This window comes from Streptacidiphilus sp. PB12-B1b (genome assembly GCF_014084125.1).
Classification (GTDB): Bacteria; Actinomycetota; Actinomycetes; order Streptomycetales; family Streptomycetaceae; genus Streptacidiphilus.
Map to the genome: position 1 here is coordinate 7,333,676 of NZ_CP048405.1, position 14,438 is coordinate 7,348,113.

Here is a 14,438-nt window from a genome sequence, read left to right on the forward strand (position 1 = left end):
CGTGAACACCGGCCACGAACGGCACGCGGCGGCGCGTAGGATGCCCCCGTGCCCAAGGTGACGCGCGACGATGTGGCCAGGCTGGCAGGGACCTCGACGGCAGTCGTGAGCTATGTCATCAACAACGGCCCCCGGCCGGTCGCCCCGGCGACCCGAGAACGGGTCCTGGCGGCCATAGCCGAGCTCGGCTACCGCCCCAACAGTGTGGCCCAGGCGATGGCGAGCCGGCGGACCAACCTCATCGGCATGGTCGTCCCCGACGCCCGCCAGCCGTTCTTCGCGGAGCTGTCGCACGCCGTGGAGCGGGTGGCGTCCGAGCGCGGCAAGATCGTGCTGCTGGGCAACTCGGACTACACCGGCGACCGGGAGATCCACTACGTCCGGGCCTTCCTCGGGATGCGCGTGGCCGGACTGATCCTGATCAGCCAGGGCCCCTCCGAGCAGGCGACCGCCGAGTTCGCCGCCTACGACGACTCCCGGGTGGTGATGCTGCACCGCCGCCCGTCCAGCTCCGACGACGTCGCCGTGGTCACCGACGACGTCGGCGGCGCCGAGAAGGCCGTGCTGCACCTGCTCGGGCACGGCCACCCGTACGTGGCCTGCTTCGGCGGCCCGGTCACCGCTCCCGCCCCGGGCGACCCGGTGATCGACCACATCGAGGGCTGGCGGCGGGCCATGATCGGCGCGGGCCTGGCCACCGAGGGCCGCCTGGTCGACGCGCCCTTCGACCGGTACGGGGCCTACCAGGTCGCGGTGGAGCTGCTGCGCTCCCCCGACCGGCCGACGGCCATCTTCTGCTCCACCGACGACCAGGCCATCGGCGTGCTCCGGGCGGCCCGCGAGGTCGGCCTGGACGTCCCCCGGGACCTCGCCGTGGCCGGTTTCGACGACCTGCCCGAGGCGGCGTTCAGCGACCCGCCGCTGACCACCGTCGCCTCCGACCGGGACGCCATGGCCCGCGCCGCGGTGGACCTGGTGCTGGACGACTCGCTGATGGTGCCCGGTTCGGACACCCCCCGGCTGCGCCGGTTCCCCAGCCGGCTGGTCGTCCGCCGCTCCTGCGGATGCGGCGGACCTGCGGAAACGCGGCCATGAGCGGGTCCTCATCCGGCATAGTGAATCTTTGGTCGGCTTATGAGCTGACTCTCAGCGAGCTTTCATCTTTCCAGCGGACCTTGTTCTCATGACCGACACGCACCCGAACCCTGCCAGCGCCCCCGAGCCGGGAGCGTCCCCCTACGAGACCGGCTCCCGGCCCGGCTACGACGCCGCTCCGCAGCCCGGCTACCCGGCCGGCGGCGCCTGGGCCGCCGGCGCCGAGGCCACCACCCCGATGCCGGCCGTACCGCCGGTCCCGGGCTACCAGCCCACCGCGCACGCGCCGATCGACGGCACGGTCCTCCCCGGCTTCGCCCCGCCGCCCGCGCACAGCTACGGCGCGTACGACGGCACCGGCCCGCAGGCCGGAGGCGCCGGCAACGGCGACTGGACCGCGCAGACCGCCTTCGCCGAAGGCGGCCACGGCGGCGAGGGGGCCGACGGCAGCGACGGCAGCGGGACGAAGAAGCGCCGGATGCGGCGCCCGCTGGCGCTGGTCGCGGCAGTGGCCCTGATCTCCGCCCTGGCCGGCGGCGTGGCGGGCGGCTACATCAGCACCAGCACCCAGAAGTCGGGCAACTACAGCACCTCCGCCGTGGTCACCTCCGACTCCAAGAGCACCAACGACATCGCCGCGATCGCCGCCGCCGTCTCGCCCGCCACCGTCCAGATCACCGTGGACACCAGCAACAGCGAGGACATCGGCACCGGCATCATCCTGACCTCGACCGGTCAGATCCTCACCAACTACCACGTGATCTCCTCGTCGGTCGGCGACAGCAACGCCACCATCAAGGTCACCTTCCACAACGGCTCGACCGCCAGTGCGAGCATCGTCGGCACCGACGCGGGCAGCGACATCGCGGTGATCAAGGCCGCGGGCGTCAGCGGCCTGAAGACCGCCTCGCTCGGCGACTCCAGCCAGGTGGCGATCGGCGACTCGGTCGTCGCCATCGGCAACCCCGACGGCCTCACCGGCACCGTCACCGCGGGCATCGTCAGCGCGCTGAACCGCAAGGTCACCGTCGACGTCAGCGAGGCCACCACCCAGAGCAACGGCGGCTTCGGCTTCCCGAGCTGGTCCGGCGAGGGCGGCTTCGGCAGCGGCAACGGGAACAGCGGCAGCTCCGGCTCCAGCGGCCAGACCGCGACCTACAACGCCATCCAGACCGACGCCTCGCTCAACCCGGGCAACTCCGGCGGCCCGCTGCTGAACAGCTCCGGCCAGGTCATCGGCATCAACGCCTCCATGTACAACTCCTCGTCCTCCTCCGGCCAGGAGAGCTCCGGCGAGCAGGCCGGCAGCGTCGGCCTCGGCTTCGCCATCCCGATCAACGCCGTCAAGGCGGTCCTCGGCCAGCTCCAGAACGGCCAGAGCATCACCAGCTGAGCAGTGCCTCCCCAGCGGTGCGGTGGCCGGGCGGATCCGATCCGCCCGGCCGTTCTCCGCCGGGCGCGTCGTTGCTGGACAATCACGGACACATGCCACCGTGTCCGCATAAAGAAGAACCCCTGAGGAGCAGCCCCCATGCCTGCCGCCGCCAACGCCTCCCCAACGACCCCGCCGCCTCCGAGGCGGAGGCGCTGGCACGCGTCCTGGTCGTCGACGACGAGCCCGCGCTGCGGGACGCCCTGGAGAGCAGCCTCGCCTTCGAGGGCTACGAGGTGGCCACCGCCTCCGACGGCGTCGAGGCCCTGGACGCGATCGCCGAGAACAAGCCCGACCTGGTGCTGCTCGACATCATGATGCCGAGGATGGACGGCCTCACCGCCGTCCGCCGGCTGCGGGCCCGCGGCGACACCGTGCCGGTGCTGATGCTCACCGCGCGGGACGCCGTCGGCGACCGGGTCACCGGCCTGGACGTCGGCGCGGACGACTACCTCGCCAAGCCCTTCGAGCTGGACGAACTGCTGGCCCGGGTGCGGGCGCTGCTCCGGCGCAACAGCATCGTCCAGGCGGCGGGGCTGGGCGGCGACGGCCCCTCCAACGACGAGATCCTCGCCTTCGAGGACCTGCGGATGAACACCACCACCCGCGAGGTGACCCGCGCGGGCCACCCGGTGGAGCTGACCCGCACCGAGTACATGCTGCTGGAGATGTTCCTGGCGCACCCGCGCCAGGTGCTCACCCGGGAGCAGATCCTCAAGGCCGTCTGGGGCTTCGACTTCGAGCCCTCCTCCAACTCGCTCGACGTGTACGTGATGTACCTCCGCCGCAAGACCGAGGCCGGCGGCCTGCCGCGCCTGGTGCACACCGTCCGCGGCGTCGGGTACGCGCTGCGCGCGGTCGAGCGCAGCAGCTGACGCCGCGACCATGGCGACGACACTTCCGACGGGGACCAGACCAGCGATGAACGACCACGAGACCCCACCCGACGAGGACACCCCCACCCCCGAGGCCCGTCCCCGCTCCCGCCGCCGCTGGTCCGGCTGGTTCCAACGCATGTCGCTCCGCGGCCGGCTGTCCGTCCTCACGGCCGCAGCCGTCGCCGTCGCCATCGCCGTCTGCGCCTGCACCTGCTGGTTCGTGGTCAAGGACCAGTTCAACGGACAGGCAGAGCGCTCCCTGAACAGCGTCTACATCGCCCGGAATACGTTCCTGAACGCAGCCTGCGGTGTGACGGCCGGGGACGCCGCGGCGACCGCCAAGGAGCAGAGCGCGGCAGCCGCATCCAACCCGGCGCTGGGGATTCCCCCCAGCGGCGGACAGTCGGTCCAGAGCGATCTCGAGGTCATCGAGTCCACACCCACCGGCACCGGTGTCTGCCTGCCTCAGTACGCACCTCGCGGCATCGAGACCGTGAGTTCCGACTACACGACCACCAAGACCCACTTCCGGCACGGGACGTACACGGACGGAATGCCCGCGCTGGTCCTGGTGACTCCGAAGACCACGACCACCGGGCAGCCGGTGGTGCTTCTGGCCGCCTACCCGCTCACCGAGACACAGCGATCGCTCCAGGAGTTGCTCGTCATCCTGATCGGCGTCGCCGCACTGGGCGCCCTGGGGGCCGCCGGCATCGGGCTGCTCGTGGCCCGCGCAGCGCTCCGCCCGGTGGACCGGCTGACCGACGCGGTCGAGCACATCGCGCGGACCGAGGAGCTGGGCACCACCATCGAGGTCAACGGCAGTGACGAGATCGCGCGGCTGAGCGAGTCGTTCAACTCGATGAGCACCGCGCTGGCGAGTTCCCGGGACCGGCAGTCCCAGCTGATCGCCGATGCCGGCCACGAGCTGCGGACGCCGCTGACGTCCCTGCGGACCAACGTGGACCTGCTGGTGCGCAGCGAGGAGACCGGGCGGGCGCTGCCCGAGGACACCCGGAGCCGGATGCTGCGCAACATGAAGGCGCAGATGCTGGAGCTGTCCACGCTCATCGGGGACCTGCTGGAGCTGTCCCGGCCGACCCGGCCGAAGGGTTCCAAGCCGCTGGAGGTGCTGCCGCTGCACGACATCGTGGCGCGCGCCCTGGACCGGGCCCGGCTGCGCGGCCCGGGGCTGACCTTCAACGTCGACGTGCACCCCTGGTTCGTCCGCGCGGACGCGCACACCATGGAGCGGGCGGTGATCAACCTGCTGGACAACGCGGTGAAGTTCAGCCCGTCCGGCGGCGCGATCGACGTCGGCCTGCGCTTCGGGACGCTGACCGTGCGCGACCGGGGCCCGGGCATCCCGGCGGAGGACCTGCCGCACGTGTTCGACCGCTTCTGGCGGTCGCCCTCGGCGCGGCAGATGCCCGGGTCGGGTCTGGGCCTGGCGATCGTGGCGCAGACCATCCGGGACGCGGGCGGCGAGGTGGCGCTGGCCGCCGCCGAGCCCGGCCCGGGCGGGGCGACCGGCGGCGCGCTGGCCACGGTCCGGCTGCCCGGCGCGCCCACCCCGCCTCCGGCCACGCCCCCGACCGCCTCGGCGCCCCCGCTCCCCCGAAGCCGGCCACCCCGCCCCCGTCCACCCCCTGACACCCCCGTCCCACCCCCTGGACACCGACCCGCTCCGGGGTCAGCCGACCTTGCGCAGGTCACCGTCGCCGAAGACGGCGACCACGACCAGGCTTCCGCCGAGGGCCTCGACGTAGCGCTCGATCACCTCCTGTCCGGAGACCTGGCCGCTCTCGATCTGGGAGACGCGGCCAGGGCTCACGCCCATGCGCTCGGCCACCTGGGCCTGGGTGAACCCGCGCTCCTTGCGGAGTTCCACCAGGCGCCAGGCGCGGGCCTGGTCGAGCATCCGGCGCACGCGGGCGAGGAACACCTCCTCCCCTCCCGCCAACCGTTCCGCCTGCTGCCGGTGGCCGGACTCGCTCCAGCGGATGTGTCCGCTCACGGGCCCTTCTCCTTCCGTCGCTCGCTCAGGTACGTGTCGTACAGCGCCTCGGCCCTGGGGATGGCCCGGTCGTACCAGCCGGTCCAGTCCCCGGCCTTCTTGCCCGCCACCAGCAGGACGGCGGAGCGCCAGGGGTCGAACATGAACAGCACCCGGATCTCGCTCCGCCCCGATGATCCCGGTCGCAGTTCCTTGAGGTTGTGCAGGACGGAGCCGTGGACGCGGTCCACCAGTGGCCGCCCCTCGGTGGGACCGTTCACGGCAAGCACCAGGACGGCCTGGTTGACCAGCACGTACGACTCCGGGTCCGCCTCCGCCAGCTTGTTCTATGGCTAAATGTCCGGGCCAGAGCGCGGCAGGCCTTCGGACCGGGGTCACTCGATCGGGTGAGGCTCCGGCGGGTTCGCGGTGGACTGCTGGGGTGGGGTGGGGGGACGTAGGGTCGGGGCATGAGTGGAGTCGAGGGCATAGAGGTCGTGGCTGCGCTGGATCCGGGGGCGCAGGGGGCGGTGGGGCGGCTGCTGGAGCGGGCTGCGGCGGAGGACGGGAAGGCTGCCGTGTCCGAGCAGGGCCGGTTGGCGCTGCGGGGGCCGCGCGAGGGGGTGCGGCACCTGCTGCAGCACGACGACGCGGGCGGGCTCGTCGGGTACGCGCAGGTGGACGGCGAGGGGACGGCCGAGCTGGTGGTCGATCCGGCCCGGCGCGGGCGCGGGCACGGGCGCGAGCTGGCGTCGGCAGCGGCCTCGGCCGGGGCGCGGCGGGTGTGGGCGCACGGCGGCCACCCGGCGGCGCGGCGGCTGGCCGAGGCGTTCGGGCTGGTGCTCTCCCGCGAGCTGCGGCAGATGCGCCGGGCCCTGCCGGTGGACGTCGAGCCGGTGCTGCCGCCGGGCGTGACCCTGCGCACCTTCGTCCCCGGCCAGGACGACGCGGCCTGGCTGGCGCTGAACGCCGCGGCCTTCGCGCACCACCCCGAGCAGGGCTCCTGGACGCAGCGGGACCTGTCGGAGCGGATCGCCGAGCCGTGGTTCGACCCGGCGGGCTTCTTCCTGGCCGAGCGCGGGGGCCGGCTGGTGGGCTTCCACTGGACCAAGGCCGAGGGCGGCCTCGGCGAGGTGTACGTGGTCGGGGTGAGCCCGCAGGAGCAGGGCAGCGGCCTGGGCCGGGCGCTGACCGCGACCGGCCTGCGCTACCTCGGAGAGGTACGGGGCCTGCACACCGTGTTGCTGTACGTGGACGCCGATAACCCCGCGGCCGTCCGGGTATACGAGAGGTTGGGGTTCACGGTGCACGAGGTCGATCTGGTGTTCAGCGCACCCGCGGACGACGTACTGCCGCGCTGAGGTGACCACCTCAGCTATCCCGTAGGCCATCCCCTATTTACCTTGAGTTCAATCGCCGTTGCAAAGATCACGAAATGCAATCCGTACAGTCTCCGCAGCGTCACCCGGATCACGCGCAGACCCGTACGGATGACAGCCCGCAGGAGGAGCCGCCCACCATGACCGCCCGCCCTGCTTCACCCCGGCCCGCGGCCAAGTCCGCCGCCGCCGCGAAGACCGCCGCCGCCAAGACGGCTGCTGCTCCCACCAAGGCTCCCACCAAGGCTGCCCCCGGACCACCGCGGCCGACCCCGCGCCCGCGCAGACCGCCGCGCCCGCAGCCGTGCCCGCCGCCGTGCAGGCCGACGGGGCCAGCGTGCTGCGCCTGCCGGACAGCCGCGAGCTGGCGGAGCTGGCCGAGTCCCCCGACGACGAGCTGCCGCAGGGCCGCTTCCTGGACCGCGAGCGCAGCTGGCTGGCCTTCAACGAGCGGGTGCTGGAGCTGGCCGAGGACCCGGAGACGCCGCTGCTGGAACGCGCCAAGTTCCTGGCCATCTTCGGCAGCAACCTGGACGAGTTCTTCATGGTCCGGGTCGCCGGCCTGAAGCGGCGGATCGCCACCGGCGTCGCCACCCGCTCGGCGGCGGGGCTGCAGCCCCGCGAGGTGCTGGAGCAGATCTGGAAGCGGTCCCGCGAGCTGATGGCCCGGCACGCCGCCTGCTTCCAGCAGGACGTCCAGCCGGCCCTCGCCGAGCAGGGCATAGACCTGGTCCGCTGGAGCGAGCTGACCGACACGGAGCAGGCCCGCCTGCTGACCCTGTTCCGGCAGCAGATCTTCCCGGTGCTCACCCCGCTGGCGGTGGACCCGGCGCACCCCTTCCCGTACATCTCGGGGCTGTCGCTCAACCTGGCCGTGGTGGTCCGCAACCCGGTCAGCGGCCACAAGCACTTCGCCAGGGTGAAGGTCCCGCAGTCGCTGAACCGTTTCCTGGAGGCCTCCCCGCAGCGCTACGTCCCGCTGGAGGACGTCATGGGCGCGCACCTGGAGGAGCTGTTCCCGGGCATGGAGGTGCTGGACCACCACGCCTTCCGGGTCACCCGCAACGAGGACCTCGAGGTGGAGGAGGACGACACCGAGAACATCCTCAAGGCCCTGGAGAAGGAGCTGATGCGGCGCCGCTTCGGCCCGCCGGTCCGGCTGGAGGTCGAGGAGTCGATCGACCCGTACGTCCTGGACCTGCTGGTCCGCGAGCTGAACATCAACCAGTCCGAGGTCTACCCGCTGCCCGGGCCGCTGGACCTGACCGGGCTGTTCGCCATCGCCGGCCTGGACCACCCGGAGCTGAAGTACCCGGCGTTCGTGGCCGGGACCGCCCGCGGCCTGTCGGACGTCGAGTCGGCCTCGCAGCCGGACATCTTCGCCGCCGTCCGCGAGCGCGACGTCCTGCTGCACCACCCGTACGACTCCTTCTCGACCTCGGTCACCGCCTTCCTGGAGCAGGCCGCCAACGACCCGCAGGTCCTGGCGATCAAGCAGACCCTGTACCGCACCAGCGGCGACTCGCCGATCGTGGACGCCCTGATCGACGCCGCCGAGTCCGGCAAGCAGGTGCTGGTGCTGGTGGAGATCAAGGCCCGCTTCGACGAGCAGGCCAACATCAAGTGGGCCCGCAAGCTGGAGGAGGCGGGCTGCCACGTCGTCTACGGGCTGGTCGGGCTGAAGACGCACTCCAAGCTGTCGCTGGTAGTCCGCCAGGAGGGCGAGACGCTGCGCCGCTACGCCCACGTCGGCACCGGCAATTACCACCCCAAGACCGCGCGGCTGTACGAGGACCTCGGCATCATCACCGCCGACCCGCAGGTCGGCGCGGACCTCTCGGACCTGTTCAACCGGCTCTCCGGCTACTCCCGCCGCGAGTCCTACCGGCGGCTGCTGGTCGCCCCGCGCTCGCTGCGGCAGGGCCTGGTCACCCGCATCCAGGACGAGATCGCGCACCACCGGGCCGGGCGGCCGGCGCGCATCCAGTTCAAGCTGAACTCCATCGTCGACGAGGCGATCATCGACGCCCTCTACCGGGCCTCGCAGGCCGGGGTGCAGGTGGACGTGTGGGTGCGCGGCATCTGCGCCATCCGGCCCGGCGTGCCCGGCCTGTCGGACAACATCCGGGTCCGCAGCATCCTCGGCCGGTTCCTGGAGCACTCCCGGATATTCCTGTTCGGCAACGGCGGCGACCCGGAGGTGTGGATCGGCAGCGCCGACATGATGCACCGCAACCTGGACCGCCGGATCGAGGCCCTGCTCCGGGTCACCGACGCGGGCCACCGCGCCGAGCTGGCCGCCCTGCTGGAGCTGGGCATCGCCGACGAGACGTCCTCCTGGCACCTGGGCCCGGACGGCACCTGGACCCGCCACGCCCACGCCGAGGACGGCACACCGCTGCGCAACGTGCAGGAGCTGCTGATCGAGTCGCGCCGCCGCACGCGCCGCACGGACGGCTGGGGGCAGGGTGGCCCCAGAAACTGAGAGCCCGCCCACCGACCGAGACGACAACGGGGACTTACGCACGATGACCGACGCACTCGGTGCGCTCGCCACGCCCGCCGGGCCGGCCACCGACCGGGCGGCCACGGCCGGTACCGCGGGCGAGGCCCTGGCCGCGCACCTGGCCGCCCACGCCGCGAGCTTCCTGCGCGGCCTGCCGTCCATCGAGCCCCGCACCCTGCGGCGCGTCGCCGGCGCGCTGCACACCTTCGACGCGCTGCTGGACCTGGCCTGGGCCCGCGAGCTGCGGGACGAGCTGCTGCGGCTGGACACCCTGGTCGGCCAGGAGCAGGCGTACACCCGTCGGCTGGCCCGGCTGACCACCGCGCTGGACTCGCTGGCCTGCGTGGACAGCGACGCCGCGCCGGGCGCGCCCAAGGCCCGGGCGCTGCTGGAGCGGCAGCTGACGCTGGCCCGCTCCCGGGCGCACAGCCTGGCCCTGCAGGAGCTGGGCTCGGCCCGCTTCCACGCGGTCGCCGACCGGATGACGCTGCTGGCGTCCGACCTGCCGCTGCGCCTGCCGGCCGGCTCCGCCCCGGCCCGGGCGCTGCTGACGCACGCCGCAGCCGCCCGCCGCCGGCTGGCCGAGGCGGTGGCCGTGCTGCCGCTGGCCCGCAGCGCCCGGCCGTACAACGGGGACGGCCTGCACCTGCCCGACGAGGACCTGCCCTGGCGCGAGGTGCGGCTGCTGGCGCTGCGCGCCCGGTACGCCATGGAGGTCTGCGCGCCGCTGCTGGGCCCGGAGGCGGCCGGGCCGCTGGCCGGGCTGACGGAGCTGGGCCGGCTACTGCTGCGGCACGAGGAGGCCACCGACGCGGCCGAGGCCGCCGCCCTGGCCGGCGCCACGGCCAGGATCACCCCCGCCACCGCGTACGTCCTGGGCGTGGTCCATGCTGATCAACGCCTGGAGGTGGAGGCGGCCCGCCACGCCTTCGGCCTCGCCTGGCCCGAACTCCACCACCCGGATTGGCTCTCCGACTCATGGTTCACGCGCTGACCCTCCCCGCCGGCACCGAACACGGCAAGATCCGTGCGGCGGGGGTGGTGCTGTGGCGTCCCGGCGGCCGGGACGGCGAGCTGGAGCTGGCGCTGATCCACCGGCCGAAGCTGTGCGACTGGAGCTTCCCCAAGGGCAAGCTGAAGGAGGGCGAGCGCTCCAAGGAGGCCGCCCTGCGCGAGGCCCTGGAGGAGACCGGCATGCGGGTGCAGCTGGGCGCCCGGCTGCCGACCCAGCACTACCGGGTGAAGGGCCGCCCCAAGCGGGTGCGCTACTGGTCGGCGGTCCGGATCTCCGGGAGGTTCACCCCCAACCGGGAGGCGGACCGGCTGGAGTGGCTCAGTGCCGACCGGGCGCGTCGACGGCTCAGCTACGGGCACGACCGGGAGCTGGTGGACGCGCTGCTCACCCGGCTGGGCGAGTGATCCCTTACCGAGTGATCCCTTACAAAGCCGCGAGTCCGGCGTAAAGCTGCTTTATCCGGCCGTGTCGTTGCCGTAGCGAAACCGTTACTACCGCACGGCGTATCCCGGCGTCCGTCCGAGGTTCACCCTCCGTTCATGTGTGCTGGCCTGTCGCTTCACCTCCCCCGCATAGCGTCCAGTGGTGTCGGAGGCCGCAAGACCCTCCCTCCACTACGAAGGCCCAGACCACAGACCTGGGCCACTCCGAAAGGGACACCAAGTGAAGCTCCAGCGGAACGGCCGCACCAAGGCCCTCGCCATCGGCGCCGTGGCGGTCGTCAGCTCGCTGACGCTCGCGGCGTGCGGCTCCAACAACAACAGCTCCACCAACGCCGGCGGCTCCACCCCGGCCGCCTCCTCCAGCTCGACCGGCGGCTCGGCCGCCTCCGCCTGCGGCAGCGGCCAGCTGCTCGGCGCCGGCTCCACCGCCCAGCAGAACGCTGTGACGCAGTGGGTCAAGGACTTCCAGACCAAGTGCCCCTCGGTCACCGTGAACTACCAGGGCACCGGCTCGGGCGCGGGCCTGACCAGCTTCGAGGCCGGCAAGGTCGCCTTCGCCGGCTCGGACGCGGCCATGAAGCCCGCCGACGTCACCAAGACCAAGGCGGTCTGCCCCGGCGGCCAGGGCATCGACCTGCCGATGATCGGCGGCCCGATCGCCATCGCCTACAACCTTCCCGGTGTGAACAGCCTGGTCCTGGACGCCCCGACGCTGGCGAAGATCTTCACCGGCAAGATCACCAACTGGAACGACACGGCCATCAAGACGCTCAACCCGTCGGCCGCCCTGCCGAACCTGCCGATCCAGACCTTCCACCGGGTCGACAGCTCGGGCACCACCAACAACTTCACCGCGTACCTGAACGCCACCGACCCGACCGACTTCCCGTACAAGGCCACCAAGGTGTGGCCCGCCAAGGGCGGCCAGTCGGCGAACGGTTCGGCCGGGCTCGCGGCGCAGGTCAAGGCCGTCAAGGGCTCCATCTCCTACTTCGAGATGTCCTACGCGACCGAGGGCAACTTCTCCACCGTCCAGATCGCCACCGGCGCCCCGGCCCCGGTCGCCGTCTCGGCCGCCAACGCGACCACCACCATCGCCGACGCCCCCGTCGTGGGCACCGGTGACGACCTCTCGCTGAAGATCAACTACGCGACCAAGGCCCCGAACGCCTACCCGATCACCCTGGTCACCTACGAGATCGTCTGCGACAAGGGCAACAACGCCTCGTCGCTGCCGGCCCTGAAGGCCTTCCTGAACTACACCATCAGCACCGCCGGACAGCAGTCGGTCACCTCGCTCGGCTACGTCCCGCTGCCCGCCGCCCTGCAGACCAAGGTCCAGGCGGAGATCAGCAACCTCGGCTGACCCGGCACACCCCGCTGCGGTCCGGTCCTGCCCCTGGGGGAGGCAGGGCCGGACCGCAGTGGCCGTTCTCCCCCCGTTCTGCCCTCCCCCTCAGTCCGGTGCACCGCCGCCAGGCGCCGTCCCCGGTGACGACGCCACCCAGACCGGAGAATCCATGGAACTCCCAGACACCGCTCCACCGAGCAACCCGCAGGAGAAGTCCGAGCCGGACGACCTCCGGCCCGATCTGCTCAGCAGTTCCGCCCCCGCCACCGCAGTGGTCGAGCCCGCCCCCGAGAAGCTCCGCGGCGTGGTCCGCCTGGGCGACCGGCTGTTCGCCGGCGCCTCCCGGGGCTCCGGCATCCTGCTGCTGGTGATCATGGCCGCCATCGCGGCCTTCCTGACCGTCCGCTCCGTCCACGCCATCGGCGAGGACGGCGGCAACTTCCTGACCACCCAGGGCTTCGACATCACCGACACCCCGATGGTGTTCGGCATGTCCGCGCTGGTCCTGGGCACCGCCGTCAGCGCGATCGTGGCCATGGTGCTCGCCGTGCCGATCTCCGTCGGCGTGGCCCTGTTCATCTCGCACCTGGCCCCGCGCCGCCTGGCCCAGGGCCTGGGCTACGTGGTCGACCTGCTCGCCGCCGTCCCCAGCATCGTCTACGGCCTGTGGGGCGCGCTGTTCCTGGTCCCGCACATGCTCGGGGTCAACGCCTGGCTGAACCAGTACTTCGGCTGGACCTACGTCTTCAAGCAGCAGCTGCCCGGCGACCAGCCGCGCAGCCTGTTCACCGTCGGCGTGCTGCTGGCCATCATGGTGCTGCCGATCATCACTGCGGTCAGCCGCGAGATCTTCCTCCAGGTCCCCCGGGCGCACGAGGAGGCCGCATTGGCCCTCGGCGCCACCCGCTGGGAGGTCATCCGCACCTCCGTGCTGCCGTTCGCCCGCTCCGGCATCATCAGCGCCTCCATGCTGGGCCTCGGCCGCGCGCTCGGCGAGACCATGGCCGTGGCCACGGTCCTCTCCCCGCAGCTCACCCTGGGCCTGCACATCACCGACCCGGGCGGCAGCACCATCGCGCAGAACATCGCCACCCAGTTCGGCGAGGCGTCCAGCGACGGACTGGACGCCCTGATCGCCTCCGGCCTGGTCCTCTTCGTCATCACGCTGCTGGTCAACGGCGGTGCTCGGCTGATCATCGCCCGCCGCAAGGAATACTCGGGGGCGAACGCCTGATGAGCACCATCTCCACCGCGCCGCGCAGCGGCCGCACGCCGTCCACCCTCAGCGGACGCCGCCTTCCCAAGTGGACGCCGGCCGCGAGCGTCGTCGGCGCGGTCGCCCTCGCCGTGCTGCTCGGCACGGTCTTCTCGATCCACAGCAAGCTCCAGTGGGGGCTGCTGGCCGCGATCTTCTTCGTGCTCGCCCAGTACCTGCTCACCCGCTCCGTCGAGGGCGCCCGCCAGGCCAAGAACGGCCTGGTCACCAGCCTGGTCTGGGTCGCCTTCCTGCTGGCGCTGCTGCCGCTGGTGGGCCTGCTCTACTACACGGTGAACAAGGGCATCGGTGTCATCAACACCACCTTCCTGACGCACTCGATGAACGAGATCTCGCCCAACCAGAGCGGCGGCGGTCTCTACCACGCGCTGATGGCCACCCTGGAGCAGGTCGGCCTGGCCACCCTGTTCGCCGCCCCGGTCGGCATCCTGACCGCGGTCTACCTGGTCGAGTACGGCAACCGCAGCAGGCTCGCCAAGATCGTCACCTTCTTCGTGGACGTGATGAGCGGCGTGCCGTCGATCGTCGCCGGCCTGTTCGTCCTGACGTTCTGGATCATGATCCTGGACATGCCCTACACCGGCTTCGCCGGCAGCCTCGCCCTGGCCATCCTGATGATGCCGGTCGTGGTCCGGGCAACCGAGGAGATGCTGAAACTCGTTCCCAACGAGCTGAGGGAGGCCAGCCTCGCGCTGGGCGTCCCCAAGTGGCTGACCATCCTTCGGATCGTCCTTCCTACCGCCATCGGCGGCATCACCACCGGCGTCGTGCTGGCCATCTCCCGCATCATCGGCGAAACCGCGCCGATCCTGCTGCTGGTCTTCGGCACCGACCTGATCAACACCAACCCGTTCAGCGGCCCGCAGTCGTCACTCCCGCTGTTCGTCTACCAGCAGTACAACGCGGGTACGCCCGCCTCCCAGGCCCGGGCCTGGGGCGGTGCACTGGTCCTGATCGCGCTGGTCATGCTGCTGAACCTGGTCGCTCGCGGGATCGCCCGCTGGAAGGCCCCCAAGGCATCGCGCTGACGCGCCGGCCGCCACAGACTTTTCAGACTTCAGGAACGA

At 71.9% G+C, this 14,438-nt stretch carries 11 protein-coding genes and 2 pseudogenes; 11 read left to right on the forward strand and 2 right to left on the reverse strand.

The genetic code is table 11. The features are described 5' to 3' along the window. Window positions 1–48: 48 nt before the first annotated feature. The 4 genes and pseudogenes from GXW83_RS31970 to GXW83_RS35490 all read left to right on the forward strand — a co-directional run. Entirely contained in the window at window positions 49–1,095 is a 1,047-nt protein-coding gene (locus tag GXW83_RS31970; protein ID WP_182446490.1) for a LacI family DNA-binding transcriptional regulator, read from the forward strand. Window positions 1,096–1,183: 88 nt separating this feature from the next. Continuing rightward, window positions 1,184–2,488: a S1C family serine protease gene (locus GXW83_RS35170; RefSeq protein ID WP_182446491.1), complete on the forward strand. Its 1,305-nt coding sequence runs from the start codon at window positions 1,184–1,186 to the stop codon at window positions 2,486–2,488. A 92-nt stretch (window positions 2,489–2,580) separates the two neighbouring features. Further along, a complete protein-coding gene (locus tag GXW83_RS31980; RefSeq protein WP_182446492.1) occupies window positions 2,581–3,402 on the forward strand; it encodes a response regulator transcription factor in 822 nt (273 codons plus the stop codon). Window positions 3,403–3,958: 556 nt separating this feature from the next. Then, window positions 3,959–4,954, forward strand: a pseudogene (locus tag GXW83_RS35490) (sensor histidine kinase); the annotation flags it as partial. A gap of 144 nt (window positions 4,955–5,098) precedes the next feature. Here the strand turns inward: GXW83_RS35490 and GXW83_RS35495 are convergent. Both GXW83_RS35495 and GXW83_RS31995 read right to left on the reverse strand, forming a co-directional pair. Beyond that, window positions 5,099–5,326, reverse strand: a complete 228-nt coding sequence (locus tag GXW83_RS35495; protein ID WP_225447591.1) for a helix-turn-helix transcriptional regulator — start codon at window positions 5,324–5,326, stop codon at window positions 5,099–5,101. 92 nt (window positions 5,327–5,418) lie between these two features. Next, a complete protein-coding gene (locus GXW83_RS31995) occupies window positions 5,419–5,715 on the reverse strand; it encodes a type II toxin-antitoxin system RelE/ParE family toxin (protein ID WP_255431338.1) in 297 nt (98 codons plus the stop codon). A gap of 156 nt (window positions 5,716–5,871) precedes the next feature. Between GXW83_RS31995 and mshD the strand changes: the two genes are divergently transcribed. The 7 genes and pseudogenes from mshD (at window position 5,872) to pstA (ending at window position 14,399) form a co-directional block, all read left to right on the forward strand. Further along, on the forward strand, window positions 5,872–6,762 hold the full coding sequence (mshD, locus tag GXW83_RS32000; RefSeq protein WP_182446493.1) for a mycothiol synthase: 891 nt from the start codon (window positions 5,872–5,874) through the stop codon (window positions 6,760–6,762). Window positions 6,763–7,165: 403 nt separating this feature from the next. Beyond that, a pseudogene (locus tag GXW83_RS32005) lies at window positions 7,166–9,265 on the forward strand (RNA degradosome polyphosphate kinase); the annotation flags it as partial. Window positions 9,266–9,308: 43 nt separating this feature from the next. Further along, complete coding sequence (locus tag GXW83_RS32010; protein WP_182446495.1) at window positions 9,309–10,280, forward strand: CHAD domain-containing protein; 972 nt, start codon at window positions 9,309–9,311, stop codon at window positions 10,278–10,280. Continuing rightward, window positions 10,265–10,705, forward strand: a complete 441-nt coding sequence (locus GXW83_RS32015; RefSeq protein ID WP_182446496.1) for an NUDIX hydrolase — start codon at window positions 10,265–10,267, stop codon at window positions 10,703–10,705. Before GXW83_RS32010 ends, GXW83_RS32015 begins: the two co-directional genes overlap by 16 nt. Window positions 10,706–10,964: 259 nt before the next feature. Continuing rightward, on the forward strand, window positions 10,965–12,110 hold the full coding sequence (pstS, locus tag GXW83_RS32020; RefSeq protein WP_182446497.1) for a phosphate ABC transporter substrate-binding protein PstS: 1,146 nt from the start codon (window positions 10,965–10,967) through the stop codon (window positions 12,108–12,110). Between the two features lie 154 nt (window positions 12,111–12,264). Continuing rightward, window positions 12,265–13,329, forward strand: a complete 1,065-nt coding sequence (gene pstC, locus GXW83_RS32025; protein ID WP_182446498.1) for a phosphate ABC transporter permease subunit PstC — start codon at window positions 12,265–12,267, stop codon at window positions 13,327–13,329. Further along, complete coding sequence (gene pstA, locus GXW83_RS32030) at window positions 13,329–14,399, forward strand: phosphate ABC transporter permease PstA (RefSeq protein WP_182446499.1); 1,071 nt, start codon at window positions 13,329–13,331, stop codon at window positions 14,397–14,399. The genes pstC and pstA overlap by 1 nt, the downstream gene beginning before the upstream one ends. Window positions 14,400–14,438 lie beyond the last annotated feature (39 nt).

Bases quoted from the DNA above. Each gene is read 5' to 3' on its own strand.
- GXW83_RS35170 (WP_182446491.1), top strand. From the start codon at position 1,184: ATGACCGACACGCACCCGAACCCTGCCAGCGCCCCCGAGCCGGGAGCG.
- GXW83_RS31980 (WP_182446492.1), top strand. From the start codon at position 2,581: ATGCCACCGTGTCCGCATAAAGAAGAACCCCTGAGGAGCAGCCCCCAT.
- GXW83_RS35495 (WP_225447591.1), bottom strand. From the start codon at position 5,326: ATGCTCGACCAGGCCCGCGCCTGGCGCCTGGTGGAACTCCGCAAGGAG.
- mshD (WP_182446493.1), top strand. From the start codon at position 5,872: ATGAGTGGAGTCGAGGGCATAGAGGTCGTGGCTGCGCTGGATCCGGGG.
- GXW83_RS32010 (WP_182446495.1), top strand. From the start codon at position 9,309: ATGACCGACGCACTCGGTGCGCTCGCCACGCCCGCCGGGCCGGCCACC.
- GXW83_RS32015 (WP_182446496.1), top strand. From the start codon at position 10,265: ATGGTTCACGCGCTGACCCTCCCCGCCGGCACCGAACACGGCAAGATC.
- pstC (WP_182446498.1), top strand. From the start codon at position 12,265: ATGGAACTCCCAGACACCGCTCCACCGAGCAACCCGCAGGAGAAGTCC.
- pstA (WP_182446499.1), top strand. From the start codon at position 13,329: ATGAGCACCATCTCCACCGCGCCGCGCAGCGGCCGCACGCCGTCCACC.